Here is a 23,779-nt window from a genome sequence, read left to right as displayed (position 1 = left end):
GATCAGTGGCTGATCGATTTCGACATCAGGTTGATGATCACCACGCCGGCGAGAATCAGGCCGATGCCGATGATGGCCGGCAGATCGAGCGATTGGTTGAAGACGACGAAGCCGATCACCGAGATCAGCACGATGCCGATGCCGCTCCATAGCGCATAAGCGATGCCGACCGGCATGGTCCGCAGCGTGTAGGAGAGGAAATAGAAGGCGGCCATGTAGCACAGGCCCATCATCACCGTCGGCCAAAGCCGGGTGAATTGGTCCGAGGCCTTGAGGAGTGAAGTGGCTATGATTTCGAGGATCACCGCAATCACCAAAGCGGCGTAGGTCATCACGGCTGAGCTCAATGGGAGGTCCTCGGAAAGGCGCGTCGCCGATGCAGCGTTGGAAAGCCGGGCAGGGCGGCCAGATCTGCGATAGCCAAGGCGCCTTCTTCTGTAAAGGAGCGGCTCTGCCGGGGAACCATTCTGCGACCATGCGTCCGGGGAGGCAGTGCCGTTTCCGGCAATATGCCGGCGATCTCGCCTGTCGATCGTCAGAAAATGGCAACGGCCAAGCGCTTAAACGGCACCGGCGCGCGAATTGCTTCGCGCGCCGGCCGGTTCTTGGCGGATGAGGGGAGCACCGAAGCGCTCACCTCTCATCCGGGGATGATCCAGATCTTTGGTAGCTGGAACGTCAAGCGGCGGAGGCCGCCTTGGCTGAGCCAGCGCAAATTTCCAGGATCTTCGTAAGGTTAGACACTGGATCACCTCCTTTCGTGGGTTGCGAACATCTTCAAGATGGCGGCGATGGCAGGGGATGTAAAGAGCCCGAGGTCGAAGGGGCAGAAATGGGGCCGAAACGCCCTTGTTTGGGCTTGAAACCTGGAATATCGCCGGGTTGGCCGCCGAGATGTTGTCGAATCCCCGCAACGAGGGCACGCAGGAGTCGGCGAATCCCTCGGCCTTGATTCGGGCCGGGCGGGCATGTTGCCGGCTTCTGGCTGCGGTGTATCAAGGAGAAAACGGTGAACGAGGCATTTGTTGTCTATGGAGCGGCAGGCTCGGGCTCCGTTCCGATCGAGGCGACCCTTAGCCTTCTGAAATTGCCGTATCGCGTGGAGGAATGCGCTCCCTGGGAGGGACAGCAGGAGGAAAACAAACTCGCCGACATCAATCCCATGCGACAGGTGCCGGCTTTGGCACTGCCGACGGGCGAAGTGATGAGCGAGAGCGCTGCGATCCTGATCTGGTTGGCCGATAGCTATCCCGAGGCGCGGTTGGCACCGGCTTTGAGCGAGCCGGCGCGGCCGACATTCCTGCGTTGGATGACGTTCGTCTCTTCGGCCATCTATGCCCTCTATTGGGTCGCCGACAACCCTTCTCGCATCATCGAACATGCCGGCCACCACGCGACCGTCAAGGCTCGCCTGTTCGACCGCATCGCTCGCTGCTGGGAATTGATGGGCGCGCAGTTGCGTCCGGGCCACTATTTCCTCGGCGAGAATTTATCGGTTCTCGATCTCTATGTGGCAACGGCGTCGCGCTGGTCGCCCGGGCGACGGCGTTTCTATGAGGTTGCGCCCGGCCTGGCGGAGATCGTCCGTCGCGTGGATGCCGATCCTCGGCTGACGGCGATCTGGGCGGAGCGTTTCCCGTTTACGCAAGGATGGGAGCGTTAAGGGGCAAAGCGAAAGCAGGCCGGGGAGCGAGGCCGGCCTTCCGATGAGACCCATTGCCGTTCCAGACTCCGAGCCGATCACGCCGTTCAGGGGGCTGCTGGAATGCCACGTCACTCCCTATATCTGGAAGGCGCCGGCACCGTTTCCCGTTGCCGGCCAGATTGGGAAACAGCAGGCAGACATTTGGCATGAAGAAAATCGGTTTTCTTTCGTTCGGGCACTGGACACCATCGGCCCAATCGCAAACGCGATCTGCCGCCGATACGCTGCTGCAGTCGATCGATCTGGCCGTCGCGGCAGAGGAACTGGGTGCGGATGGCGCCTATTTTCGCGTCCATCACTTTGCGCGCCAGCTTGCCTCGCCTTTCCCTTTGTTGGCGGCCGTGGGAGCCAGGACCAAGCGTATCGAGATCGGCACGGCCGTGATCGATATGCGCTACGAAAACCCGTTCTACATGGTCGAGGACGCCGGTTCCGCCGATCTCATCGCGGGAGGGCGCCTGCAGCTTGGCATCAGCCGTGGCTCGCCCGAGCAGGTGATCGATGGCTGGCGCTATTTCGGCTACCAGCCGGCGGAGGGCAAGAGCGACGCCGACATGGGCCGCCAGCATGCCGAGGTCTTCCTGAACCTGTTGCGTGGAGAAGGGTTCGCCCAGCCCAATCCGCGGCCGATGTTTCCCAATCCACCCGGCCTGCTGCGTCTGGAGCCGCATGCCGAGGGCCTGCGCGAGCGGATCTGGTGGGGGGCTTCGTCGGATGCAACCGCGGTCTGGGCCGCTAGGCTCGGGATGAACCTGCAAAGTTCGACGCTGAAGAACGACGAGACGGGCGAGGCCTTTCATATCCAGCAGGCCAAGCAGATCCGCGCCTATCGGGCGGCGTGGAAAGAGGCCGGCCATGCGCGCGAGCCCAGGGTCTCCGTCAGCCGGAGCATCTTCGCGTTGGTGAATGACGAGGACCGGCTGTATTTCGGGCGGGGAGGCGATGGAGAGGACCAGATCGGCTTCATCGACGAGCGGACGCGCGCGATCTTCGGGCGCAGCTATGCCGCCGAGCCTGACGTGCTCATCGAACAGCTCAAGCAGGATGAGGCGATCGCCGAGGCCGATACGTTGCTTCTCACCGTCCCCAACCAGCTCGGCGTCGCCTACAATGCCCATGTCATCGAGACGATCTTGACCGAGATCGCGCCCGCGCTCGGTTGGCGATAAGCAGGCCGATCGGCGGCTGCAAGAGCCACGATCGGGCGTTGCCTTAAGAAAATGCACCCGCCAAACAGGTTTGGCGGGTGCATCATCCGAGTTTTTCAAGGCTTTGAAATTACGCCATCTTCGTCCGCGGCGATGGATGTTCAAGGACATCCATCGCACCTTGGGACTTTCTCGGTCTATCCTCAGCTGCAGCCGGTCGTGCCGCCGCAGGTATCGCACTTCAGGCAGGTGCCGTTGCGCACCAGCGTGAAGTTGGCGCATTCGGGGCAGGCCTCGCCTTCATAGCCGCGCAGCTTGGCTTCCTTGCGCCGCTCCGACGCCGGCTTGACCGCAGGCGTTGCCGGGGCTTCCCAGGCAAGGGCGTCGAGCGCGGGCTCCTCCTTCAGTGCCGTGGCACCGACGGTCTGGGCACCCGGGCCAGCCACGACGCCGCGGCTGAGACCGGTGTTTACGGCGCTCGACAAAGCGGTGATGGCGCCGCGGGTATCGCTGGTAACAGGGGCGAGCGTATTCGAGGCAGCGGTCGCTCCACCCGGCATCACCACGAAGCGTTCGGTCTTGGAGCGCACCAGGCCGCGCGAGACCGGCACGGTCACCGGCTGGGCCGGGGCCTTGCTCTCGCCGTCGCCGCGGCCGAGCGTGGCATGGCCGTCCTCGTCCGGCACGACATGGGCGAGGTCGTAGCGGCCGATATAGGAGATGGCGAGCTCGCGGAACACGTAGTCCAGAATGGAGGTGGCGTTCTTGATCGAGTCGTTGCCCTGCACGAAGCCCGAGGGCTCGAAGCGCGTGAAGGTGAAGGCTTCGACATATTCCTCCAGCGGCACGCCATATTGCAGGCCGAGCGAGATGGCGATGGCGAAATTGTTCATCATCGCGCGGAAGGAGGCGCCTTCCTTGTGCATGTCGATGAAGATCTCGCCGAGGCGACCGTCGTCATATTCGCCGGTGCGCAGATAGATCTTGTGGCCGCCCACCACCGCCTTCTGGGTGTAGCCCTTGCGGCGATCGGGCATCTTCTCGCGCTCGCGCGCCACTTCCACCCGCTCGATGATGCGCTCGACGATCTTCTCGGCGACCTGGGCCGCCCGGGCGGGCACGGGGCGCTCGAGATGCTCTTCCACCGCATCGGCCTCGTCCTCGTCGGCCAGAAGCTGCGAGTTCAGCGGCTGGGAAAGCTTGGAGCCGTCGCGATAGAGGGCGTTGGCCTTCAGCGCCAGGCGCCAGGACAGCATATAGGAAGCCTTGCAGTCCTCCACCGTCGCATCGTTGGGCATGTTGATGGTCTTGGAGATCGCGCCCGAAATGAAGGGCTGCGCCGCCGCCATCATACGGATGTGGCTTTCGACCGAGAGGAAGCGCTTGCCAAGGCGTCCGCAGGGATTGGCGCAGTCGAACACCGGCAGGTGCTCGGCCTTCAGATGCGGGGCGCCTTCCAGGGTCATGGCGCCGCAGACATGGATGTTGGCCTTCTCGATATCCGCCTTGGCGAAGCCGAGATGGACGAGGAGGTCGAAGGACGGCTCGTTGAGCTTCTCGGCCGGGACGCCGAGCGCACCGGTGATGAAGTCCTCGCCCAGCGTCCACTTGTTGAACACGAACTTGATGTCGAAGGCCGAGGCGAGGGCCTTCTCGACCACGGCGAGCTTCTCCTCGGTGAAGCCCTTGGCGGCCAGCGAGGTGTGATTGATGGCCGGAGCCTGACGCAGCGAGGCATGGCCGACGGCATAGGCCTCGATCTCGGCGATGTCGGCTTCCGAATAACCGAGGGTGCGCAGGGCCGCGGGAACGGCGCGGTTGATGATCTTGAAGTAGCCGCCGCCGGCCAGCTTCTTGAACTTCACCAGAGCGAAATCGGGCTCGATACCGGTGGTGTCGCAATCCATGACGAGGCCGATCGTGCCGGTGGGCGCGATCACCGTCGCCTGGGCGTTGCGGTAGCCATGGGCTTCGCCGAGCTCGAGGGCGTTGTCCCAGGCGGCCTTGGCATGTTCGGCGATGGCCTTGCCATTGTCGCCGAGAGCGGCGAGGGAGGCGAGGTCGAGGGCGACCGGCGTGGTGGACAACGCCTCATAGCCGGTGCTCTCGCCATGGGCGGCGCGACGATGGTTGCGGATGACGCGCAGCATCGCTTCGCGGTTCGGCTCGAAACCGGGGAAGGGGCCAAGCTCCTTGGCCATCTCGGCCGAGGTTGCATAGGCGACGCCGGTCATGATCGCCGAGAAGGCGCCGCCGAGCGCGCGGCCGGCATCGGAATCATAGGGGATGCCGGAGGTCATCAGCAGGCCGCCGATATTGGCATAGCCCAGGCCCAGCGTGCGGTAGCGATAGGACAGTTCCGCGATCGCCTTGGACGGGAACTGCGCCATCATCACCGAGATTTCGAGCACGATCGTCCACAGGCGAACGGCATGCTCGTAGGAGGCCAGGTTGAAACTGCCGTCAGCGTTGCGGAACTGCAGCAGGTTCAGCGAGGCGAGATTGCAGGCCGTGTCGTCGAGGAACATGTATTCCGAGCACGGATTGGAGGCGCGGATCGGCCCCGAAACCGAGCAGGTGTGCCAGTCATTGATGGTGGTGTGGAACTGGATTCCCGGATCGGCGGAGGCCCAGGCGGCGTGTCCGATCTTCTCCCACAGGTCGCGTGCCTTCAGCGTCTTCACCGTCTTGCCGGTGATGCGTGCCTTCAGCTCCCAGTCGCCATCCTTCTCGACCGCGTTGAGGAAGGCATCGTCCACGCGTACCGAATTGTTGGAGTTCTGGCCGGATACCGTGAGATAGGCTTCCGAATCCCAGTCGGTGTCGTAGGTGTCGAAGGCGATGTCCTTGTAGCCCTGCTTGGCGAACTGGATGACGCGCTTGATGTAGTTGTCCGACACCAGGGCGCGGCGGGCCGCCTTGATCTCGCGCTTGAGGGCAGGGTTGCGCTCGGGGTCGAAGCAGTCCTCGCCCGGGCCTTCGCATTGCACGCAGGCGCGCATCACCGCCTTCAGGTGCTTCTGCACGATCTTGGAGCCGGTGACGAGCGCAGCGACCTTCTGCTCCTCGCGAACCTTCCAGTCGATATAGGTCTCGATATCGGGATGGTCGGCATCGACCACCACCATCTTGGCGGCGCGGCGCGTGGTGCCGCCCGACTTGATGGCGCCGGCGGCGCGGTCGCCGATCTTGAGGAAGGACATCAGGCCGGAAGAGCGCCCGCCGCCCGAGAGCTTTTCACCCTCGCTGCGCAGGGCCGAGAAGTTGGAGCCGGTGCCCGAGCCATATTTGAACAGGCGCGCCTCGCGCACCCACAGATCCATGATGCCGCCCTCGTTGACGAGGTCGTCGGCAACCGATTGGATGAAGCAGGCATGCGGCTGGGGATGCTCGTAGGCCGAGGTCGAGGAGGTCAGCTTGCCGGTCTTGTAGTCGACATAGAAATGGCCCTGGCCGGGGCCGTCGATGCCATAGGCCCAATGCAGGCCGGTGTTGAACCATTGCGGCGAATTGGGCGCGACCATCTGCATGGCGAGCATGTAGCGATGCTCGTCGAAGAAGGCCTGGGCATCGTCTTCGCTGTCGAAATAGCCGCCTTTCCAGCCCCAATACGTCCAGGTGCCGGCGAGGCGGTCGAAGACCTGGCGCGAATCCGTCTCGCCAACATAGCGCTCGGCCTCGGGGAGGGCGGCCAGAGCCTTCTTGTCGGGGATGGTGCGCCAGAGCCAGGACGGCACGGCGTTTTCTTCCACGCGCCTGGTGCGGGCGGGCACGCCCGCCTTGCGGAAATATTTCTGCGCCAGGATGTCGGCGGCGACCTGGCTCCAGGCCTCCGGCACGGCGATGCCCTCCAGCCGGAAGACGATCGAGCCATCCGGGTTCCGGATCTCGCTCGTCGCCGTCCGGAACGCGATGGACGCGTAGGGGGACTGCCCCTTCTTGGTGTAAAGCCGTTCAATCCGCATTGCGTTCTGCCCCGAAAATTAGACGCAAAAATCCGCGCCGTGCCATCGTTACGGCTCGGTTCGAAATCTGTCTGACATCCTGTTTACTCGTCGGTGAGTACATGGCCCTGCCAACGTTCGAATGCCGGGCTCCTGCCCCGCAATCCCGCGAGGTCACCCCCGCCGCCGACGTTTCCGACTGTGACTCAATAGGTAGGACTCATGGGGATGGGCGTCAAGATTTAGTGCCGGCAAAATGAGTGCCTATCTACATATAGTAGAAGCTGTGGAAATCGGGGACAAGCTTGAGCCATAGCCCTCAAGGTTCCGGAATCTCTGGCGAAATTGCCGCCTTCAACCTGTCTTTGAATTGCCATGTTCCGGTCATGTTTCATTTACCATCCCCGGCGGTTGATCCAAAATGGCACACAAGCCCTTGTGGAGAGATCGCCGAAGGCTTGCCGTAAGGGCAAGCGTGGGAGGGCATGAAGGACGAATCGGGGCGCCTCGTTCCTTCACCCGCTTCGGGCGCGCGATTCGTCCCCGTCTCCGCCCTGGGTGATCAGGCGGGCGCTCCGCTGATTGCGCGTGTGGATCCACAGCCAGTTCAGCGCGACGCTGAGGCGGGAGCGCACGCTGATCAGGAAATAGATGTGGGCGATGCCCCAGATCCACCAGGCGAGCGCGCCGCGCAGCTTGATCCAGCCGAAGTCGATCACCGCGCGCTTCTTGCCGATCTGCGCCAAGCTGCCCTGATGCTTGTAGCGGAAAGGGGGCGGGGCAGGGTTGCCCGCCAGGCGGGCCCGAATCACGCGGGCGACATAGACACCGGCCTGCTTGGCGGCCGGCGCGATGCCGGGGACCGGCTTCCCGTCAGGACCGGCAAGGCTGACGGTGTCGCCGATAGCGAAGATCTCGGGATGACCGGGAACGGTCAGACCCGGCTCGACGATGATTCGGCCGTTGCGGTCCGCCGGGACGCCGAGCCATTCGGCGGCGGGGGAGGCGCGTACGCCGGCGGCCCAGACGATGGTGCGAGCCGGCAGCAGCTTGCCGCCATAGATGACACCGTCGGCCGTGCATTCGGTGACCGCAGCGCCGAGAACGACCTCGACGCCAAGGCTTTCCAGCGATTGTTTCGTGTAGTCGGACAGGTCATCGGGATAACCTGCCAGTACGCGAGGCCCGGCTTCCACCAGCACGACCCGAGCCTTGTGGGTGTCGATCCGCCGAAAATCGGGAGCCAGCGTGTCGCGTGCCAGCTCGGCGATGGTGCCGGCGAGTTCCACGCCGGTCGGCCCAGCGCCGACGATCACGAAAGTGAGTAGGGCATCCTGCATCGCGGGGTCGGTCTCGCGTTCCGCCTTCTCGAAGGCGATGAGAATGCGTCGGCGAATGGTGGTGGCGTCCTCGATCGCCTTCAGGCCGGGGGCGTGGGGCTCCCATTCGTCATGGCCGAAATAGGCATGGCGCGCGCCTGTCGCCAGAATCAGCGTGTCGTAGGCGAGTTGCGCGCCGTCCTTCAGGCGCACCCGGCGCGCGGTTGCGTCGACGCCGGTGACTTCGCCGAGCAGCGTGGTCACCTCCGGTCGCCCGCGCATGAGATGGCGAATCGGCCAGGCGATCTCGGAGGTGGACAAAGAGGCGGTGGCGACCTGATAGAGCAGGGGTTGGAAGATATGGTGGTTGCGCCGGTCGACCAGCGTGATCTCGACCGCTGCACCCTTGAGATGATGGATGGCCTCCAGCCCGCCGAAGCCGGCCCCGACCACCACGATGCGGTGGGATTCTCCCGCCATGATATAGCCTCCTGCTCCATGGTTTCAGATCGCGCTTAATCCCACGCCATCGCATGGGATTAAGCGCGACAGGATCCTGCGTCCGCGCACAGAAGCTTGTAGCATCGCCTTCCCGCAAGCAGAGTCGGAAAGAACGGGAAGATGAGCCTCACCGCCAAAGCCCATCAGCTCCATGACGAGGAGCGCACGCTCCTGCATCGATTGCGCCAGGAGCGGCGTGCGCAGCGGCGGTCGGCTCCGGCCGGCTTGCCCCTCGGCGCCCGCATCGCCGATGCCGTCGCCGCCACAATGGGAAGCTGGCCTTTCATCATCGTGCAGTCGGCCGTACTGGCGGCCTGGGTGGTGCTGAATGTCGTCGCGTTCATGCAGCATTGGGATCCCTATCCCTTCATCCTGCTCAACCTGGCGCTGTCGTTCCAGGCCGCCTATGCCGCGCCCTTCATCATGATGAGCCAGAACCGGCAGGCCGCCATCGACCGGGCCGCCGCAACGCATGACTACGACGTCAACACCAAGGCGGAACTGGAGATCGAATTGCTGCATGAGAAGATCGACCTCCTGCGCGAGACCCAGGTCGCGGAGCTGATGCAATTGGTCAAGCGACTGGAGGAGAAGCTCGATGCAGCGGGCGGGGCGCCGCCGGCCTGAGACCCGTGTCTTCGCTGCCTTGCACGCCGGCCGTCGCCGGTCCATGGTCCGGCCCTCCCTATCGCTACCGAGTCTGCCATGCCCCGTTCCATCATCATCGACACCGATCCCGGCCAGGACGACGCCCTGGCGCTGCTGCTGGCGCTTGGAAGTCCCGAGCTCGAGGTGCTGGGCATCACCACGGTGGCGGGCAATGTGCCGCTGGCCCTGACGAGCCGCAACGCTCGCGTCGTTTGCGAACTTGCGGGGCGGCGCGACATCACGGTCTGCGCCGGGGCGGACCGGCCGCTGCTGCGCCCGCTGGTCACCGCCGAACATGTGCATGGCAAGACCGGCCTCGACGGGGCGGACCTGCCCGAGCCCACCATGCCGCTCAGCCCGCGCCATGGCGTCGACTTCATCGTCGAGACCCTGATGACGCGCCCCTCGGGCACCATCACGCTCTGCCCGCTCGGCCCTCTCACCAACATCGCGCTGGCGCTGCTGCGCGAGCCGCGCATCGCCCCGCGCATCAAGGAGATCGTGCTGATGGGCGGCGGCTGCTTCGAGGGCGGCAACATGACGCCGGCAGCCGAGTTCAACATTTTCGTCGATCCCCATGCCGCCAAAGCGGTTTTCGCTGCTGGCGTTTCGATCACCATGGCGCCCCTCGACGTGACGCACAAGGCGCTCACCACGCGCCCGCGCGTCGACAGGATCCGGAAGATCGGTTCGAAAGTGTCCGAAGCCGCGGTCGGTTGGCTCGATTTCTTCGAGCGTTTCGACGTCCAGAAATACGGCTCGGAAGGCGGGCCGCTGCATGATCCCTGCGTGATCGCCTGGCTGCTCGAGCCTGGGCTCTTCACCGGCCGTTCCTGCAATGTCGAGATCGAGACGGAATCTCAGCTCACCCAGGGCATGACGGTGATCGACTGGTGGGGCGTCACCGACCGTCCGAAGAATGCCTTCGTCCTGGGCGGCATCGACGCCGAGGGCTATTTCGACCTGATCGCGCGGGCGATTGCGCGGCTGTAGAGCCTGCCGACGTGCCGTTTGCGTCAGAAATCGCTGATGACACGTTGCGCAACGGTGGACATCGCCGCCGCGCTTGGCCATAAGACTTGCAACGGAATACGAAACGGCAGCCCTCGATGAAAACGCTTCTGCAGATCTTCACGTGGTGGAACGGCTCCACGATCGGAACCCGCTTCTGGACCTCGCGGAAGGGCGAGCGCGTGGGCGAGGACGAGTTCGGCAATGTCTACTACCGCACCAAGGGCGGCGCCGTGGATCCGACCATCGGCGTGCAGCGTCGCTGGGTGCAGTATAACGGCTATGCCGAGGCCACGGCGATTCCGCCGGGCTGGTGGGGCTGGATGCACCATCAGATCGACACCCCGCCGAGCGAGACCGAATACAAGCCGCGCGAATGGCAAAAGCCGCATCGCCCGAATCAGACCGGCACGGTGAACGCCTATCACCCCAAGGGTTCGATGCTTTCCCATGGCCACCGCCAGGCCGCGACCGGCGATTACCAGGCCTGGTCGCCCGGGGACTGACGCACCATATGGCTGGGGTGTGGCCATGTCTGTGGCCGTCTTTTCGCCCCGATGGCGCGCTATCGCTTCTCGACTCGTCCAGACACGGATCCCTTTGCTTTTGCGTCCGCTTGCCTTCCTTCCCCCGATCGGCCGCTCGCGTTGCCTTGCCATGGCAAGCGCGGCCTGCCTCGGCTTGATCCTGGACAGTTCCGCCGCCCGGGCCGAACGCATCGCCAATCCCACCGCGGTGTTCACCGGCCTCGACAAGATCTCCGGCGAAATCAGTACCTTCGAGGCACCGGTTGGACAGACGGTGAAGTTCGGGGCGCTCAGCGTGACTCCGCGCGTGTGCTACAGCCGCTCGGCCAATGAGGATCCGCAAACCACGAGTTTCGTCGAGATCGACGAACTCACCCTCAGCAAGAAGGTCGAGCGCCTGTTCAATGGCTGGATGTTTGCCTCCAGCCCGGGCCTCAATGGTGTCGAGCATCCCGTCTACGATGTCTGGCTCAAGGACTGCAAGGGCGGCAAGACCAGCGATCCACCGCCTCCGCCCGTCGTGACGGCGCAGCCGGATACCAAGCCTGCCAAGGGCAAGAAGGGACAGGCGGCGGCGCCTGATCCGGATGCCGCTCTGCCGCCAGAAACCGGCGACGGCAGCACCGATTTCTTCGACCAGCCGGTGGATCCCAACGCGCCACAGGACTGAGCGGACAGCCTTGGCGGACTTAGGGCCGGCAATCTATCGCGATAGTGGCCGGCTTCCCCAGCATCGATGTGCCCCATGCCCGCGATCGCCTATTGGCGGGGTCTGGCCAGCCTTTCCGGGCGGCTGGCTCAATCGGCAAGGGCAGCCAGAATTTCGGTGCCGCTCCTGGATTCTTCCTTTGGCCAGGCGAGAAAATCGCCATCCGCGGCCACGGCGTCGTCGAGCAAGCGGTGATAGAGGGAACGCGGCAATTCGATTGCGCCGAGACTGGTGAGATGGTCGGTGACGAATTGGGTATCCAGCAACTGGTAGCCGCCGCGACGCAGCCGGGCGACCAGATGGACGAGGGCAACCTTGGAGGCGTCGCTCTCACGGTGGAACATGCTTTCGCCGAAGAAGGCGCCGCCGAGGTCGACGCCATAGAGGCCACCCACCAGCCGGCCGTTGCGATAGGCCTCGACCGTGTGGCAATGGCCCAATCGGAACAATTCGCCGTATAGCCGGCGAATCGAGGCATTGATCCAGGTGGTACGACGTCCCGGCCCGGCTTGGGCGCAGCCGTCGATCACTGCGTCGAAGTCGCGGTCCACCACGATCTCGAAGCGGTCGGAGCGGATCGTTCGTGCAAGACGGTGGGAGACGATCACCCCGTCGAGCGGGATGATGCCGCGAAATTCCGGCTCGACCCAGTAAAGGCCGGGATCGTCGGCGCTTTCGGCCATCGGGAAGATACCGCACGCATAGGCCTTGAGCAGGACCTGCGGCGTGATCTCCAGATTGAGCTCGGCGCCAGACATGGCGAAAGGCCTAGGCGCTATCGCTCATGCCGCCGGCCTCGAGAAATTTCTCGAGCCAGTGAATGTCGTAGAGACCGTTCTGGATGTCCGCATTGCGCACCAGGGTGCGGAACAGCGGCAGGGTGGTCTCCACGCCGTCGACCACGAACTCGTCGATGGCCCGGCGCAGGCGCATCAGGCATTCGGTGCGGGTGCGGCCGTGCACGATCAGCTTGCCGATCAGCGAATCGTAATAGGGCGGGATCTTGTAGCCTTGGTAGACGGCCGAATCGACACGCACGCCCAGCCCGCCCGGCGGGTGGAAATAGCTGATCGTGCCGGGCGAGGGCCGGAAGGTCGCGGCATTCTCGGCGTTGATGCGGCATTCGATGGCATGGCCTTCGATCTGCACGTCCGACTGCTTGATCGACAGCGGGGAGCCCGCGGCAATCTTGATCTGCTCGTTGACCAGATCGATGCCGGTGATCATCTCGGTGACCGGATGTTCCACCTGGATGCGCGTGTTCATCTCGATGAAATAGAACTCGCCATTCTCATAGAGGAACTCGATGGTGCCGGCGCCGACATAGCCGAGCTCAATCATCGCCTTGGCGACGATGTCGCCGATCTTGTTGCGCTGGGCGGCATTGAGGGCAGGCGAAGGGCCTTCCTCCCACACCTTCTGGTGGCGGCGCTGCAGCGAACAGTCGCGTTCGCCCAGATGGATGGCATGACCCTGGCCATCGCCGAGGACCTGCAATTCGATATGGCGGGGCTTCTGCAGATATTTCTCCAGGTAGACCGCATCGTCGCCAAAGGCCGCAAGCGCCTCCGCTCGCGCGGTGGCGAGCGCATCGGGCAGATCTTCGGCCGTCAGAGCCACCTTCATGCCGCGGCCACCGCCGCCGGCAGCCGCCTTGACCAGCACGGGATAGCCGATCTCGTCGGCGATGCGGGCGGCATCGGCGTCATTGGTGACGCCGCCGTCCGAGCCGGGCACGCAGGGAATGCCGAGGCGCTTGGCGGTACGCTTGGCCTCGATCTTGTCGCCCATCATGCGGATATGCTCGGCCTTGGGGCCGATGAAGGCGATGTTGTGCTGCTCGAGAATGTCGGCGAAGCGGGCGTTTTCCGACAGGAAGCCATAGCCCGGATGCACGGCCTCGGCGCCGGTGATCTCGCAAGCCGCGATCAGAGCGGGAATGTTGAGATAGCTTTCGCGGGCCGGCGGGGGCCCGATGCAGACGCTTTCGTCTGCCAGCTTCACATGCATGGCATCGGCATCGGCGGTGGAATGGACAGCCACCGTCTTGATGCCGAGCTCCTTGCAGGCGCGCAGCACGCGCAAGGCGATCTCGCCGCGGTTCGCGATCAGGATCTTGTCAAACATTCATGTCACTCGATGATCATCAGCGGCTGGCCATATTCGACCGGCTGCTTGTCCTCGATGAACAGGGCGGTCACCGTTCCCGAACGCGGCGCGATGATGTCGTTGAAGGTCTTCATCGCCTCGACGATCAGCACGCGGTCGCCCTGGTTGACCTTGCTGCCGATCTCGACGAAGGCCTTGGCGCCGGGTGCCGCGCCGAGATAGGCGGTGCCCACCATCGGCGATTTCAGCACGCCGGGATGATTGGCCGGGTCGGCAGCCGCGGGGGCGGCTGCAGCGGCAGCGGCAGCGGCCGGAGCTGCCACGGCGACGGCCGGCGCGCTGACCGGCACGGTCGCCGTCACATTGATCTGCCGCGCCACCCGGATGCGCAGATCGGCCTGCTGCACCTCGATTTCGGTGAGATCCGTTTCCGTGAGGAGATTGGCGAGTTCCCGGATAATCTCGGGGTCGATCCCCGATTTGGTTCGCGACATCGTCATGCCTTGCGTTTCCGAGGGGCCGAGGCCCCGTCATTCATTGAGCCGATACGCTCGAAGCCAGCGCTTCGAGGGCAAGTTCATAGCCCTTGGGGCCAAATCCGCAGATCACGCCCTTGGCAGCCGGCGAGACCCAGGAATGGTGCCGGAAGCTTTCACGCGCGAACACGTTGGATAGATGCAGTTCGATTACCGGCAGGCTAACGGCCTTGATCGCATCGTGCAGAGCGATCGAGGTATGGGTGAGCGCGCCGGGATTGATGATCAACCCGACCGCCCCCTTGTGATAGGCCTCGTGCACCCAGTCGAGCAGCACGCCTTCATGGTTGGTCTGCCGGAATTCGATGGTAAGGCCCAATTGCTCGGCGCGCGCCCGGGCCAGCTTCTCGATGCCGTTGAGGTCGAGCGTGCCGTAGACGGAGGTCTCGCGCACACCCAGCATGTTGAGATTGGGACCGTTGAGAATGTAGACGAGCGCCATGCTTGCCATCAGGACCATAAATTGAAAGCCCGAAGCGTGCTGCAACGGGCCTTTTGCTGCGAACGCCCCTTATAGGGCGCTCGATCCAGGAAGGCAAAGCCGGTCGTGAAAAACCGCCTGCTTTGCCCTAGAAGGGGCCGTCCGGTTCAGCCGCAGGCGGTCTGGCCGCATTTGCGCAGCGAATCGATTTTGGATTTGAGGGCATCGTAACCCACGGCGCCGGGCGTGATCTCGCTGCCGAGCACATAAGACGGCGTGCCGTTGATGCCCAAGGCTTCGCCGAGCTGCATCGTGCTGGCGAGCCCCTTCAGCAGGGCTGGATCCTTCATGTCGGCCTGGAGCTTGGCCATGTCGACACCGGAATCCTGCGCGACCTGCAGAGCGCGGTCCTTGCCCACGGCGCCGCGCGTACCCAGCAGGACTTGGTGGAACGCCAGGAACTTGTCGCCCTGCAGCTGCTTCTTGACGGCAAGGGCGACCACGGCGGCCTCCTTGGAGCCTTCGCTCAGGATCGGATAGTCGCGCAGCACCACTTTGAGCTTCTTGTCGGTTTCGAGCAGCTTGACCATGTCGGCCAGGCCGCGCTTGCAGTAGCCGCAATTGTAGTCGAAGAACTCGACCAGGGTGATGTCGCCCTGGGGATTACCCAGGACCGCGTTCTGCGGCCCGTTGAGAATGGTGTCCATGCTGTCGGAGAGCAACTTCTTCTGGCGCTCGGCCGTTGCCGCTTCCTGCTTGGCCTGCATGGCGTTGATGGCGTCGACGATGACCTCCGGGTGCTCCATCAGGTAATTCTTGACGATCGCTTCGACCGCAGGCTTGTCGAGCGGTTCGGTAGCGAGGGCGGGCTGGCCGGATGCGAGCAAGCCAGTGCCGAGCGCAACCCCGGCCATCAGACGCTTCAACGACATATACTTCTCCAAAAGGCAGGAATCCCAAGAGCAAAACGCGTTTGGAAGAAACGCATTCGGCTCTCACTCTTTGGTTCGGCGCGTCCTTGCGATTTGAGGTCTGTGGCTCAAACCACAAAAAGCTTTGGGACGTGGATAGGTCCAGGCCCGTAACCGATCAATGAATCGCGGTTCCAGGACGTGCGATCTCACACAATCGTGTTCGATCAAAGGCATTTGCCTGGTTTTCGCCAATTGCAGGGCGCGGCTGGCTTCGCAAAGACGTTTCGACGCGAGATCGACTGGCAAACGCGTTTCAAGAGGACGCAGTCGGCTGTCAGGAATCCTTGCCCTTCAACCTGTCGAGTGCGGCAAAGGGAGAAAGGCTCGCCTCGTCCTCGCCGCCCTCGAAGGTGACCCCCGGCTTGCGCGGATAGGGATCGAGCGCCAGCGCGAGGAACTCGCTGACGATGGCTCCCAGATCGATGGCATCGCCCACCAGCAGGTCCGGCGGGTCCTCGGCTTCCGGATCGTTCAATTCGGCCAGATCGAACTCGGCATTGGGATCCTGCCCATCGGGCGAGAAGCGGATGTCGACCGGAGCCTCGATCTCGCTCTCGAACGGTTCGGCCGTGACGACGCAAATCTGGGTTATCAGGGCATGAATGCTGCCATCGACCGCCAGCCCGTCCTTGCGGAAGGGGGTGACATGAAGCTTGGCCGTCAGGGCGGCGACACTGGGAAGGCCGAGCTGCCGGGCGACGGCGCGGCGCTCGTCCTCGTTCGTGTCGATGACGAAGTGGCGGCCGGTGGCCGGAATCTCGCGCAGATGGACCGGACGCGAGAAATGGGGCGTTTGGGTGGTCATGCGCTCTCACCTAGGGCTGGGGTGGGGAAGGGCAGGGAGCCGCTGGCAAGGCTCGCCAGCGATGCATCGCCAAGGGCGTTGGAGGCGCGCCGGACATAGCCGGCGAGGGCCCGTGCCTGTGGCAGTCTCGCCTCGTCGCGGGCGTAGACGTTGCGCAGAAGAACCTGCGTGAGTTCCTCGTCATCCGGCTTGTGCAAGGCGTTGCCATAGGAGGACGAGCATCCGGTATAGATGTCGGCGATCTTGCGCATCTTCTTGGGCACGGCGAGGTCGCCCACGCCCATTTCCCGCATGGCGCGGTCGAGCTCGGCGAAGAAGCGGTCGCACACGCCCTGGGCGATCTCGCGGATCTCGCCCTGCTCGTCGTTGAGCCGGTGCATGAGCAGGAACAGATGCAGCAGCATCATGTCCGTGCGCCCTTCCACCGTATCGGGAACGCGTCCCTCGATGAACAGCGCGGGGTCGCGGCTCTGGGCCAGGATCTGGTCGTAGAGACGGGCAATCTGCGCGTCGCGCGCTCTATTGCGAAACAGGCCGAACATGAGCTCCTTCACCGGCAGGGATAGTCGACCGGGGTTCCCGGCGCCGGCACCGTGCCGGCAGTCCGGCACGATCCGGTCGAAGACCGCACTCTATAGCGGATGCTCCATATAAGTGGATGCTTCCTGAGCGCCAAGGTTGAATTTCACGCGCGAGCGGGTTACGCCAGAACCCACGCGACGATGTGGCGAACGAGCCTGTGTGCCCGATGGAGGCCAAAGTGAGTGTAGTTGTGTTGCCCCCCCGTTTTCGGTCTCCCGCGTTGGCGGCCGCTGTCGTGATCTCCCTGGCAGGGCTGCTGCAAAGCTGCGGCTCGATCGGCGAGACCAATGTGCACGGCATCGTGGTGACCGAGAGTACCTTGTCGGCAATCAAGCCCGGTACGTCCCAGGCCCAGGTGCTCGAGGCGCTCGGCACGCCTTCGACCCAATCCACGCTCGACGGCCAGGCCTGGTACTATGTCTCCCAGACCACGTCCCGCCCTGTGGCCTTTCTGTCTCCGCACGTGACCGACCGCAACGTATTGGCCGTCTACTTCACCAATGGCCGGGTGTCGCGCGTCGCCAATTACGGCCTGAAGGACGGCGTCGTGTTCGATTCGATCACCCGTACGACGCCGACGGCTGGCGGCGACCTCAATTTCGTCACGCAGCTCGCACGCGGCATGACCGCCGGTATTCCGGGCTTCGGCCGATAAAAGGTTCGGCGGCAAAGCAGGAAGCGCCTGGGTCCCGGGTGCTTCTTTGCCTCAGTCGCGTGAGGTTAGATGGGGGCGCCGGCCTTAGGGCGTCCCGCCCGGCTCCCGGGTCTCCGGCGTGAAGACCATCTTGAAATAGCTCCAGAAATTCAGGGTCATCGACAGTGCGACGGCAATTCCCACTGCTAGCACTGGCCAGCGTGCGAAAGGCCCGCCCAGAGTGACCAGCGCCATGAAGGCGCCGAGATTGACCAGAGCGGACAGCACACTGGCGGACAGATAGCGCAGGAACTCGGCCGCGATGTTGGTGCCGGCGCGGTCGCCGAAGGTCAGCGAGCGGTTGATCAGCCAGGTCACCACCATGGCGCAGGCAAAGGAAGCCAGGCGCGCCAAGCGTGCATCGAGACCGAAATTGGCCAGGAGAGTCAGGATGCCGGCATCGAAGGCGAAGCCGACGAAACCGGCCAAGGCAAAGCAGCATAGCCGCCGGCGCACGGACCAGCCCGAGGCGGGGTCAGCGGACAGGGGCATAACGCAAATAATGCAGCCGCTTGAGCTCCCTTCGCCCGCGCGTGACCGTATCCAGGATCATGCCGGAAAAGAAGGCGATGATGGCCGAGAGCATCAGGCCGGTGGCAAGCACGGCCGTGGGCAGGCGCTTGACCGAGCCGAGTTCGAGATATTCCAGCACGACGGGGGTCGCGGCGGCGAGCGACAGCAAGGCGAGGATACCGGCCACCAGGCTGAAGAAGAGCAGTGGCCGTTCTTCTTTCACCAGCTTGGCGATGAGCTTGAGGATGCGCATGCCGTCCTGCACGGTGCGCAGCTTGCTCTGTGAGCCTGCCGGTCGCTCCCGGTAGAAGGTTTCGATCTCTCCGAGCGGAAGCGACATTTCGAGGGCATGCACGAGCAGTTCGGTTTCGATCTCGAAGCCGGTCGAAAGGGCGGGGAACGTCTTGACGAAGCGCCGGGACATCGCCTTGTAGCCCGACAGCATGTCACGCGAGGATGAGCCAAAAAAGCGGGTCACCAGGCGGGTGAGCATCCGGTTGCCGAAACGGTGTCCGGGACGATAGGCTGTCTCGCCATCGGCCACCCTCACGCCGTTGACGAGATCGAGAGGCCCGGCGCGCAGGGCCGCGACCAGGGCCGGAGCGCTGCTCGGATCATAGGTATTGTCGCCGTCGACCATGATGTAGATGTCGGCTTCGATATCCGCGAACATGCGGCGGATCACATGTCCCTTGCCCTGGCGGGCCTCGCGACGCACCACGGCACCGGCTTCCTTCGCCAGGCGTGCAGTATCGTCGGTGGAATTGTTGTCGTAGACATAGATGGCGGCTGACGGCAACTGCGTGCGAAACCCCTGGATCACGGCCTGGATGGCCGCCGCCTCATTGTAGCAGGGCACCAAAATCGCAATCGCCGGCTCCGTCCCCTCCATCGTTTCTTCGGTCCTTCGCCTGTCTTCCCGCTCCGGTCCTTATAGCCGCAAGCCGGACTGGGGCGCCAACCGGCCTGTGTCATGGTTAAGGCCATTTGCTCATGCTGGCCGGAGTAAGGATATGGCCTCAGCGCCCCCCGGTGAATCCGTTTGACTGCTCTTCCAGCGAAAAGTCAGAGGATTATACGGCAGGAAAGTGATTTGAAGCGTAGTGAATCCGTAAGAATAGGATCAGGCATGTGCTGCGGAACTGCCGCTTCGATGTTCTGCTCGGAAGATTCCGATTGAATTGGCACTATATTGTTATTGGCGTTTCAAGAAAGCGGCGCAGATAGCAAAAACGTACATTTTGTCGCAGGTTTGTCTTGACCGCCCGGATTCAATCGGGCAGCCTGTCACCATCGATTTTCGGCCGAACGACTTGGCCTCGCGTCATTGGATGCGTGCTGACGAGATCTCACCAAAATTCGACACTCGCTGGGTCCGCTTCGTTGCGGGCTTTGGCTCTCACTACGTTGAAGGAATAGCTCACGATGAGCACAGGTACCGTAAAGTGGTTCAACGCCCAGAAGGGCTACGGTTTCATTCAGCCCGACGATGGCTCCAAGGACGTGTTCGTCCACATCAGCGCGGTTGAGCGGGCCGGCCTGTATGAGCTGCGCGAAGGCCAGAAGATCAGCTATGAACTGGTCCAGGATCGGCGCTCGGGCAAGTTGGCCGCTGACCAGCTCAAGGCCGCGGCCTAAGCGAACCGCAGAGTCTTTCGGTATACCGTCAGATTTTCAGGAAAAGCCGGCGCGCCAGCAGCCGGCTTTTCTTTTGTTTGCGATGCAGCAACATGTGTGCGCCGCAAGATGGCGCTGAGTTTCGGCGGTCGACGGCGATTTAAACTTGAAGGATAGTAGGAACAAGCGCAGAATTCGGACGTTCAAGCCAAGGGCTGAGTCCCTCATGGCCGGATTAAAGCCGGCCGATGGAGGTTCGTCATGGATCTGAGTGAAATGATCACGGGTTTTCTGGTTGTCCTGGTGATCGCAATTTTGATTATCGATACGGTGATTGATTGGCGTTTGCCGGCTAAGACCGCGATGCAGGCGAGACAGACCGCCGCTCCCGGCAAGCATAGCCTTGATCCGAAGATCGGCTGCGACATCGTCTGGTGCTGAACGCCGGCGCATTGTGATGCCGTCACCGCGATTCCCGCCATCGGGCGGGCCGGACAGGCTTGGTCTTCGTATGACTAGATGATCGCGACGCAAACCTGGCCGACGGTATCATTGCCGTGTTGGTGACAGTCGCGCCGTATGGAAGCGGCGGCCCTACGTGTTTTTGTGAAGAATCGCCTGCAGGCTCTCATCCTCGATTGGGCTCACAGCCGGCATGCGGCGACTCGCGTTCTTCCTTCCCCGGCTTGCAAAGCGCGTTATCACTCGGATGGAGCGGCTTCCCGCCGTCAAGACCGCGCGTGTAGCCGCGGGACACGCGGGCTGCCAGCGTCGTGATGATATCCTCCCGCTCGGCGAGTCGGCCCGGAGGTGAGCGATCGTCGCGACCAAGGCCCCAACGGCGGCACGTGCATCACCGCCGCAAGCGGCGATCGTCTCGTCGACGCCGAGCCGTGCAAGCTCGGTACCGCGACGCAGGAAAGACTCCGAAGTCGCCGCGCTCGCGCTCATGGCTTGCCGGAAAGGCGGAGAGGATTGCCTGCCGCCTCCAGCAGGCCGGCCAGACGGTCCAGTTCGTCGTCCAGCCGGACATTGCGCCGAATGGCCCGGCGCAATGCCGTAACGGCATTGCCATCGGTCCGCTTCAACTCGCGGCTGACGATCCACTCGATCGACACGCCCCGGACATCGCCATCCACTCTTTCGTGAAGATCTTCGTCTTCGAGCCGGTCGGATTGGCGCTTCAATTCCTCGATCAGCCTGTCGCGGTTGATCAGCGAGGTCTGGGCCTGGCGAACATAGCGGTAGAGCATCAGCAGGGCCGCGCCGCTGCCGCCTGCCTTCTCGACCAGTCGGGCGATCTCCGCGACTTCCTCTGGCCGGGCAGCCTGCATGCGCGTGCCATCGAAATAACCGTCAAGCATGTCGATTACCTTCGGTTTGAGTGCAGGACCTTATGCGCCGGGAGAGCGACTGTCCAGCATTTTGTTCTCTTTTTGTTCTTGTCGACGAGATCGAAGCTGCCGGACAAATATCAAGATCAGACGTCGAAGGAATCCGTCAGAACCGTCTGGCTGCGCTGGTATGTATCCACGGCATTGAGGTGCTCAAGCAGATGAAATCCTGCGCAATGACTTTCAACACCGGGAACCTGACAGGGCTGGCCGCTTTGCTGACAAAAATGCGGACGGTGCGAACCGGCGCTTCTCCGCTACCGGCGAAGAAGGGCTGACAGTCAAAATGTTCAGAAAAATGGTCGGAGCGAGAGGATTTGAACCTCCGACCCCTAGTCCCCCAGACTAGTGCGCTAACCGGGCTGCGCTACGCTCCGACGCTCATTGAGCGTGGGCTGAATAGGGTTTTTCGCTCTGATGCGCAAGCCCCGATTTCAGTTTCTCGGAACATAAAAGACACGACGTGCACAGTCCGGGACACAGAATCCCGGAAAAGTCCCGAACCACGTTCGGGAAGCGTTCTCATCGATATACGCCCCGCGTCGCCGACGGCGGGGACAACGCCGCTCGTGCGGCAAGGATCTGTCTATGAATGTACACCTGATTTCCGTCACTGCGACGGACCTTCCACCCGAAGCCGACGGCCGGCGCGCATGGCACGGCCGGGCACTTATCGATTTCCGACTCGGGCCGATCGCATTCCATCGTGCATGGCTCGCCCAGTACCCTGATGGGACCTGGGACATTCGGTTGCCCCGCGCTAGCGCCACGGCCTACGCCACCATGCGGGCAGGGGGCGAAAAAGACGAACTGATCGCACGCGCCCGGCACGTGCTCGACAGCCTCGCCTCGGTCGAGGATACCGCGAATGCAGCGTGAGGCCGAAGAAACTGCTTACGAGCCCGACACCCGCCCCGTCTACGAAGACCGCGACCCTGCCGTTGAGGCGCTCGAATCCCGATATTTCGATATCGCCAGCCAATTCGACCGTCTCGGCTATCCGCACCGTGTTGTCATAGCTGACGATATCACCACGGCGACCAAGGCCGACCTTGTCCGCGTGCCGGACGATGCTAGATACCCTGGCCCAGAGGTTCACCGCTGGGGGCTACATGCGTGGGATTTCGGCCACGGTGGCGCCGAGGTGCTAATCACCATGGACGCCAAGGGTGAGCCCAGCGTACGCCAGATCGATGGCCCCGAGCACGTTGTTGATACGGCGGTGCACTCAGCACTCAAGCTGGCCAGGCGGGCGATCAATCCGCCACCGAAGCCGCAGCAGAAGTTCAATGAAATCGAGCACCTGCTTCGACAGCGCAATGCCAGCCAGGTCCCCATGGTCTTCCCTTCGTCATGGGACGACATGCCTGTGCCGGAGCGAGAATGGTGGTTGCCCGACCTGATCCCGAGCCGGACAGTGACGCTCCTGTCTGGAGACGGCGGTGTTGGCAAGTCGCTCCTGGCGTTGCAGCTAGGAGCAGCATCAGCAATGGGCATGGGGACGGCTGGGCTGACACCGTCATCCGGCCGTGTTCTCTATCTCGGCGCCGAGGATGAAGCCGATGAGTTTCACCGGCGGCTCGTTGACATTTGTCGTGGCGCCGGCCGGACTCTTGCAGATCTTGGCGACCGCTTTGGCCTTCTTCCAATGGCCGGCAGGGATGCGATCCTCACGCAGCAGCCACCTGGCAGTAGCAAGCAACTGCCAACTGAAGTCTGGAACAACGTCCTGAAGCGTGCTGCGCAGATTGTGCCGGACATCTTGATTCTCGACACGTCGGCCGACCTATTCGGCGGTAACGAGATAGATCGCGCGCAGGTGCGGCAGTTCGTCGGCATGCTTCGCGGCTTCGCGCAGGATTATGACTGCGCCGTACTACTGCTCTCGCATCCGTCGGTGGCCGGTATGCAGTCGGGTTCCGGTTTGTCCGGCAGCACGGCGTGGAATAACAGTGTGCGTAGTCGTCTCTATTTGGACTTCGCACCGGCCGAGGATGGGGGCGAACCAGATCGGTGCGCCAGGCGGCTCTCTACCAAGAAAAGCAACTATGGCGCCCCGGAAGGTACCATTTCGCTGCGGTGGGACGCGGGCCGATTTGTACCTGACGATGGCTCCGCGCCGGCCGGTGCCGCACTCGTCGAGAAGCACGCTGAAGAGGTGTTTCTCAGTGTGCTTGAGAAGATGACACGCCAGGGGCAAAGCCTCAGTCCCAAGCCAAGCCCGTCCTACGCTCCTCGCATGATATCGAAGCATCCTGACGCCAAGGGCCTGAATCAGAAACGGCTCGTCGCCGTCATGCAGCGACTTCTCGATGGCGGAGCCATTCAGATCATCGAAGAAGGGCCTCCTTCACGTCGCTATAGCCGCGTGCTGCCTACCTCAATGATTCACCGAGGCGGGGGTTCGAACTCACCTTCGAACTAGGTTCGAACTGCCTTCGAACTGCTTCGAACTATGTGCTTCGCACACCCCCTTATACCCCCTTCGAGTTCGAAGGGGACTTCGAACCCCGGACTTGAGGTCCGGGGTTGTCCCCCTCGGAACTCAAAAGAAACCAGACGAGCCAACCAGCGCGTCATCATCGATTCAGGAGCCAATCCAATGACTACCACCCCACCTCA

25 protein-coding genes and 1 tRNA gene are annotated in these 23,779 nt (G+C 63.1%); 12 read left to right on the top strand and 14 right to left on the bottom strand.

Translation table 11 applies throughout. The annotated features are described in order from the left end of the window. Nucleotides 1-2: 2 nt before the first annotated feature. Nucleotides 3-347: an SMR family transporter gene (locus tag J8I29_RS06885; protein WP_280869977.1), complete on the bottom strand. Its 345-nt coding sequence runs from the start codon at nt 345-347 to the stop codon at nt 3-5. Between the two features lie 662 nt (nt 348-1,009). Between J8I29_RS06885 and J8I29_RS06880 the strand changes: the two genes are divergently transcribed. Together J8I29_RS06880 and J8I29_RS06875 are read left to right on the top strand one after the other, a co-directional pair. Continuing rightward, complete coding sequence (locus tag J8I29_RS06880) at nt 1,010-1,663, top strand: glutathione S-transferase family protein (RefSeq protein WP_209431075.1); 654 nt, start codon at nt 1,010-1,012, stop codon at nt 1,661-1,663. Between the two features lie 188 nt (nt 1,664-1,851). Continuing rightward, nucleotides 1,852-2,874, top strand: coding sequence for an LLM class flavin-dependent oxidoreductase (locus J8I29_RS06875; protein WP_209431074.1), 1,023 nt, complete (start codon nt 1,852-1,854; stop codon nt 2,872-2,874). A 182-nt stretch (nt 2,875-3,056) separates the two neighbouring features. Here the strand turns inward: J8I29_RS06875 and J8I29_RS06870 are convergent, their stop codons facing one another. Continuing rightward, a complete protein-coding gene (locus J8I29_RS06870) occupies nt 3,057-6,818 on the bottom strand; it encodes a vitamin B12-dependent ribonucleotide reductase (protein ID WP_209431073.1) in 3,762 nt (1,253 codons plus the stop codon). A 494-nt stretch (nt 6,819-7,312) separates the two neighbouring features. Next, the gene (locus tag J8I29_RS06865; RefSeq protein ID WP_209431072.1) at nt 7,313-8,596 is read right to left on the bottom strand and encodes an NAD(P)/FAD-dependent oxidoreductase; all 1,284 of its coding nucleotides are present in this window, start codon (nt 8,594-8,596) and stop codon (nt 7,313-7,315) included. A gap of 141 nt (nt 8,597-8,737) precedes the next feature. Here J8I29_RS06865 and J8I29_RS06860 point away from each other — a divergent pair, with 141 nt between their 5' ends. From J8I29_RS06860 to J8I29_RS06845, 4 genes are all read left to right on the top strand, one after another. After that, the gene (locus J8I29_RS06860; RefSeq protein WP_105865056.1) at nt 8,738-9,244 is read left to right on the top strand and encodes a DUF1003 domain-containing protein; all 507 of its coding nucleotides are present in this window, start codon (nt 8,738-8,740) and stop codon (nt 9,242-9,244) included. A 78-nt stretch (nt 9,245-9,322) separates the two neighbouring features. Continuing rightward, nucleotides 9,323-10,258, top strand: coding sequence for a nucleoside hydrolase (locus J8I29_RS06855; RefSeq protein ID WP_209431071.1), 936 nt, complete (start codon nt 9,323-9,325; stop codon nt 10,256-10,258). A gap of 116 nt (nt 10,259-10,374) precedes the next feature. Beyond that, a complete protein-coding gene (locus tag J8I29_RS06850; RefSeq protein ID WP_209431070.1) occupies nt 10,375-10,782 on the top strand; it encodes an NADH:ubiquinone oxidoreductase subunit NDUFA12 in 408 nt (135 codons plus the stop codon). A gap of 151 nt (nt 10,783-10,933) precedes the next feature. Further along, on the top strand, nt 10,934-11,473 hold the full coding sequence (locus tag J8I29_RS06845) for a DUF2155 domain-containing protein (protein WP_105865205.1): 540 nt from the start codon (nt 10,934-10,936) through the stop codon (nt 11,471-11,473). Between the two features lie 128 nt (nt 11,474-11,601). On the opposite strand, the gene aat is transcribed toward J8I29_RS06845, so the two are convergent. From aat to J8I29_RS06810, 7 genes are all read right to left on the bottom strand, one after another. Next, on the bottom strand, nt 11,602-12,270 hold the full coding sequence (aat, locus tag J8I29_RS06840) for a leucyl/phenylalanyl-tRNA--protein transferase (RefSeq protein ID WP_105864693.1): 669 nt from the start codon (nt 12,268-12,270) through the stop codon (nt 11,602-11,604). Nucleotides 12,271-12,280: 10 nt separating this feature from the next. Further along, on the bottom strand, nt 12,281-13,639 hold the full coding sequence (gene accC, locus J8I29_RS06835) for an acetyl-CoA carboxylase biotin carboxylase subunit (protein ID WP_105864692.1): 1,359 nt from the start codon (nt 13,637-13,639) through the stop codon (nt 12,281-12,283). A gap of 5 nt (nt 13,640-13,644) precedes the next feature. Beyond that, the gene (gene accB, locus J8I29_RS06830; protein WP_105864721.1) at nt 13,645-14,115 is read right to left on the bottom strand and encodes an acetyl-CoA carboxylase biotin carboxyl carrier protein; all 471 of its coding nucleotides are present in this window, start codon (nt 14,113-14,115) and stop codon (nt 13,645-13,647) included. Nucleotides 14,116-14,155: 40 nt separating this feature from the next. Then, nucleotides 14,156-14,599, bottom strand: coding sequence for a type II 3-dehydroquinate dehydratase (gene aroQ, locus J8I29_RS06825; protein ID WP_068296342.1), 444 nt, complete (start codon nt 14,597-14,599; stop codon nt 14,156-14,158). A 146-nt stretch (nt 14,600-14,745) separates the two neighbouring features. Next, nucleotides 14,746-15,510 carry a DsbA family protein gene (locus J8I29_RS06820; protein ID WP_209431069.1) on the bottom strand — a complete coding sequence of 255 codons (765 nt, stop codon included), beginning with the start codon at nt 15,508-15,510 and terminating at the stop codon, nt 14,746-14,748. A gap of 316 nt (nt 15,511-15,826) precedes the next feature. Beyond that, nucleotides 15,827-16,357, bottom strand: coding sequence for a DUF177 domain-containing protein (locus J8I29_RS06815; RefSeq protein ID WP_105864690.1), 531 nt, complete (start codon nt 16,355-16,357; stop codon nt 15,827-15,829). Continuing rightward, nucleotides 16,354-16,899 carry a ubiquinol-cytochrome C chaperone family protein gene (locus J8I29_RS06810; RefSeq protein ID WP_209431068.1) on the bottom strand — a complete coding sequence of 182 codons (546 nt, stop codon included), beginning with the start codon at nt 16,897-16,899 and terminating at the stop codon, nt 16,354-16,356. The genes J8I29_RS06815 and J8I29_RS06810 overlap by 4 nt, the downstream gene beginning before the upstream one ends. A gap of 260 nt (nt 16,900-17,159) precedes the next feature. Here J8I29_RS06810 and bamE point away from each other — a divergent pair, with 260 nt between their 5' ends. Beyond that, complete coding sequence (gene bamE, locus J8I29_RS06805; RefSeq protein ID WP_245196754.1) at nt 17,160-17,594, top strand: outer membrane protein assembly factor BamE; 435 nt, start codon at nt 17,160-17,162, stop codon at nt 17,592-17,594. A gap of 84 nt (nt 17,595-17,678) precedes the next feature. Here the strand turns inward: bamE and J8I29_RS06800 are convergent, their stop codons facing one another. Together J8I29_RS06800 and J8I29_RS06795 are read right to left on the bottom strand one after the other, a co-directional pair. Next, complete coding sequence (locus J8I29_RS06800; protein WP_209431066.1) at nt 17,679-18,125, bottom strand: GtrA family protein; 447 nt, start codon at nt 18,123-18,125, stop codon at nt 17,679-17,681. Further along, on the bottom strand, nt 18,109-19,038 hold the full coding sequence (locus J8I29_RS06795; RefSeq protein WP_105864686.1) for a glycosyltransferase family 2 protein: 930 nt from the start codon (nt 19,036-19,038) through the stop codon (nt 18,109-18,111). The genes J8I29_RS06800 and J8I29_RS06795 overlap by 17 nt, the downstream gene beginning before the upstream one ends. 533 nt (nt 19,039-19,571) lie before the next feature. On the opposite strand from J8I29_RS06795, the gene J8I29_RS06790 reads away from it, so the two are divergent. Both J8I29_RS06790 and J8I29_RS06785 read left to right on the top strand, forming a co-directional pair. Further along, nucleotides 19,572-19,784 (top strand): cold-shock protein, encoded by a 213-nt coding sequence (locus tag J8I29_RS06790; protein ID WP_105864685.1) that lies wholly within the window; start codon nt 19,572-19,574, stop codon nt 19,782-19,784. 240 nt (nt 19,785-20,024) lie between these two features. Next, the gene (locus tag J8I29_RS06785; protein ID WP_209431065.1) at nt 20,025-20,204 is read left to right on the top strand and encodes a hypothetical protein; all 180 of its coding nucleotides are present in this window, start codon (nt 20,025-20,027) and stop codon (nt 20,202-20,204) included. 506 nt (nt 20,205-20,710) lie between these two features. Here the strand turns inward: J8I29_RS06785 and J8I29_RS06780 are convergent. Next, a complete protein-coding gene (locus J8I29_RS06780; protein WP_105864683.1) occupies nt 20,711-21,127 on the bottom strand; it encodes a hypothetical protein in 417 nt (138 codons plus the stop codon). Nucleotides 21,128-21,159: 32 nt separating this feature from the next. On the opposite strand from J8I29_RS06780, the gene J8I29_RS06775 reads away from it, so the two are divergent. Continuing rightward, nucleotides 21,160-21,435, top strand: coding sequence for a hypothetical protein (locus tag J8I29_RS06775; RefSeq protein ID WP_209431064.1), 276 nt, complete (start codon nt 21,160-21,162; stop codon nt 21,433-21,435). Nucleotides 21,436-21,456: 21 nt separating this feature from the next. Here J8I29_RS06775 and J8I29_RS06770 read toward each other — a convergent pair. Further along, nucleotides 21,457-21,534 (bottom strand) — tRNA-Pro (locus J8I29_RS06770). A 373-nt stretch (nt 21,535-21,907) separates the two neighbouring features. Between J8I29_RS06770 and J8I29_RS30260 the strand changes: the two genes are divergently transcribed. Both J8I29_RS30260 and J8I29_RS06765 read left to right on the top strand, forming a co-directional pair. After that, complete coding sequence (locus tag J8I29_RS30260) at nt 21,908-22,036, top strand: hypothetical protein (RefSeq protein WP_280869970.1); 129 nt, start codon at nt 21,908-21,910, stop codon at nt 22,034-22,036. After that, the gene (locus J8I29_RS06765) at nt 22,026-23,582 is read left to right on the top strand and encodes an AAA family ATPase (protein ID WP_209431063.1); all 1,557 of its coding nucleotides are present in this window, start codon (nt 22,026-22,028) and stop codon (nt 23,580-23,582) included. The genes J8I29_RS30260 and J8I29_RS06765 overlap by 11 nt, the downstream gene beginning before the upstream one ends. Nucleotides 23,583-23,779 lie beyond the last annotated feature (197 nt).

This window comes from Labrys sp. LIt4 (assembly GCF_017813775.1).
In the GTDB taxonomy this organism is placed as follows: Bacteria; Pseudomonadota; Alphaproteobacteria; order Rhizobiales; family Labraceae; genus Labrys; species Labrys okinawensis_A.
Note: the sequence above shows the minus strand (reverse complement) of the source record. Positions and strands in the feature narration are given on the sequence as shown.

Coding starts and splice junctions, on each gene's coding strand:
- J8I29_RS06875 (WP_209431074.1), top strand. CDS start 1,852: ATGAAGAAAATCGGTTTTCTTTCGTTCGGGCACTGGACACCATCGGCC.
- J8I29_RS06870 (WP_209431073.1), bottom strand. CDS start 6,818: ATGCGGATTGAACGGCTTTACACCAAGAAGGGGCAGTCCCCCTACGCG.
- J8I29_RS06865 (WP_209431072.1), bottom strand. CDS start 8,596: ATGGCGGGAGAATCCCACCGCATCGTGGTGGTCGGGGCCGGCTTCGGC.
- J8I29_RS06860 (WP_105865056.1), top strand. CDS start 8,738: ATGAGCCTCACCGCCAAAGCCCATCAGCTCCATGACGAGGAGCGCACG.
- J8I29_RS06855 (WP_209431071.1), top strand. CDS start 9,323: ATGCCCCGTTCCATCATCATCGACACCGATCCCGGCCAGGACGACGCC.
- J8I29_RS06850 (WP_209431070.1), top strand. CDS start 10,375: ATGAAAACGCTTCTGCAGATCTTCACGTGGTGGAACGGCTCCACGATC.
- J8I29_RS06845 (WP_105865205.1), top strand. CDS start 10,934: ATGGCAAGCGCGGCCTGCCTCGGCTTGATCCTGGACAGTTCCGCCGCC.
- aat (WP_105864693.1), bottom strand. CDS start 12,270: ATGTCTGGCGCCGAGCTCAATCTGGAGATCACGCCGCAGGTCCTGCTC.
- accC (WP_105864692.1), bottom strand. CDS start 13,639: ATGTTTGACAAGATCCTGATCGCGAACCGCGGCGAGATCGCCTTGCGC.
- accB (WP_105864721.1), bottom strand. CDS start 14,115: ATGTCGCGAACCAAATCGGGGATCGACCCCGAGATTATCCGGGAACTC.
- aroQ (WP_068296342.1), bottom strand. CDS start 14,599: ATGGCGCTCGTCTACATTCTCAACGGTCCCAATCTCAACATGCTGGGT.
- J8I29_RS06820 (WP_209431069.1), bottom strand. CDS start 15,510: ATGTCGTTGAAGCGTCTGATGGCCGGGGTTGCGCTCGGCACTGGCTTG.
- J8I29_RS06815 (WP_105864690.1), bottom strand. CDS start 16,357: ATGACCACCCAAACGCCCCATTTCTCGCGTCCGGTCCATCTGCGCGAG.
- J8I29_RS06810 (WP_209431068.1), bottom strand. CDS start 16,899: ATGTTCGGCCTGTTTCGCAATAGAGCGCGCGACGCGCAGATTGCCCGT.
- J8I29_RS06800 (WP_209431066.1), bottom strand. CDS start 18,125: ATGCCCCTGTCCGCTGACCCCGCCTCGGGCTGGTCCGTGCGCCGGCGG.
- J8I29_RS06795 (WP_105864686.1), bottom strand. CDS start 19,038: ATGGAGGGGACGGAGCCGGCGATTGCGATTTTGGTGCCCTGCTACAAT.
- J8I29_RS06790 (WP_105864685.1), top strand. CDS start 19,572: ATGAGCACAGGTACCGTAAAGTGGTTCAACGCCCAGAAGGGCTACGGT.
- J8I29_RS06785 (WP_209431065.1), top strand. CDS start 20,025: ATGGATCTGAGTGAAATGATCACGGGTTTTCTGGTTGTCCTGGTGATC.
- J8I29_RS06780 (WP_105864683.1), bottom strand. CDS start 21,127: ATGCTTGACGGTTATTTCGATGGCACGCGCATGCAGGCTGCCCGGCCA.
- J8I29_RS06775 (WP_209431064.1), top strand. CDS start 21,160: ATGCGCCGGGAGAGCGACTGTCCAGCATTTTGTTCTCTTTTTGTTCTT.
- J8I29_RS06765 (WP_209431063.1), top strand. CDS start 22,026: ATGCAGCGTGAGGCCGAAGAAACTGCTTACGAGCCCGACACCCGCCCC.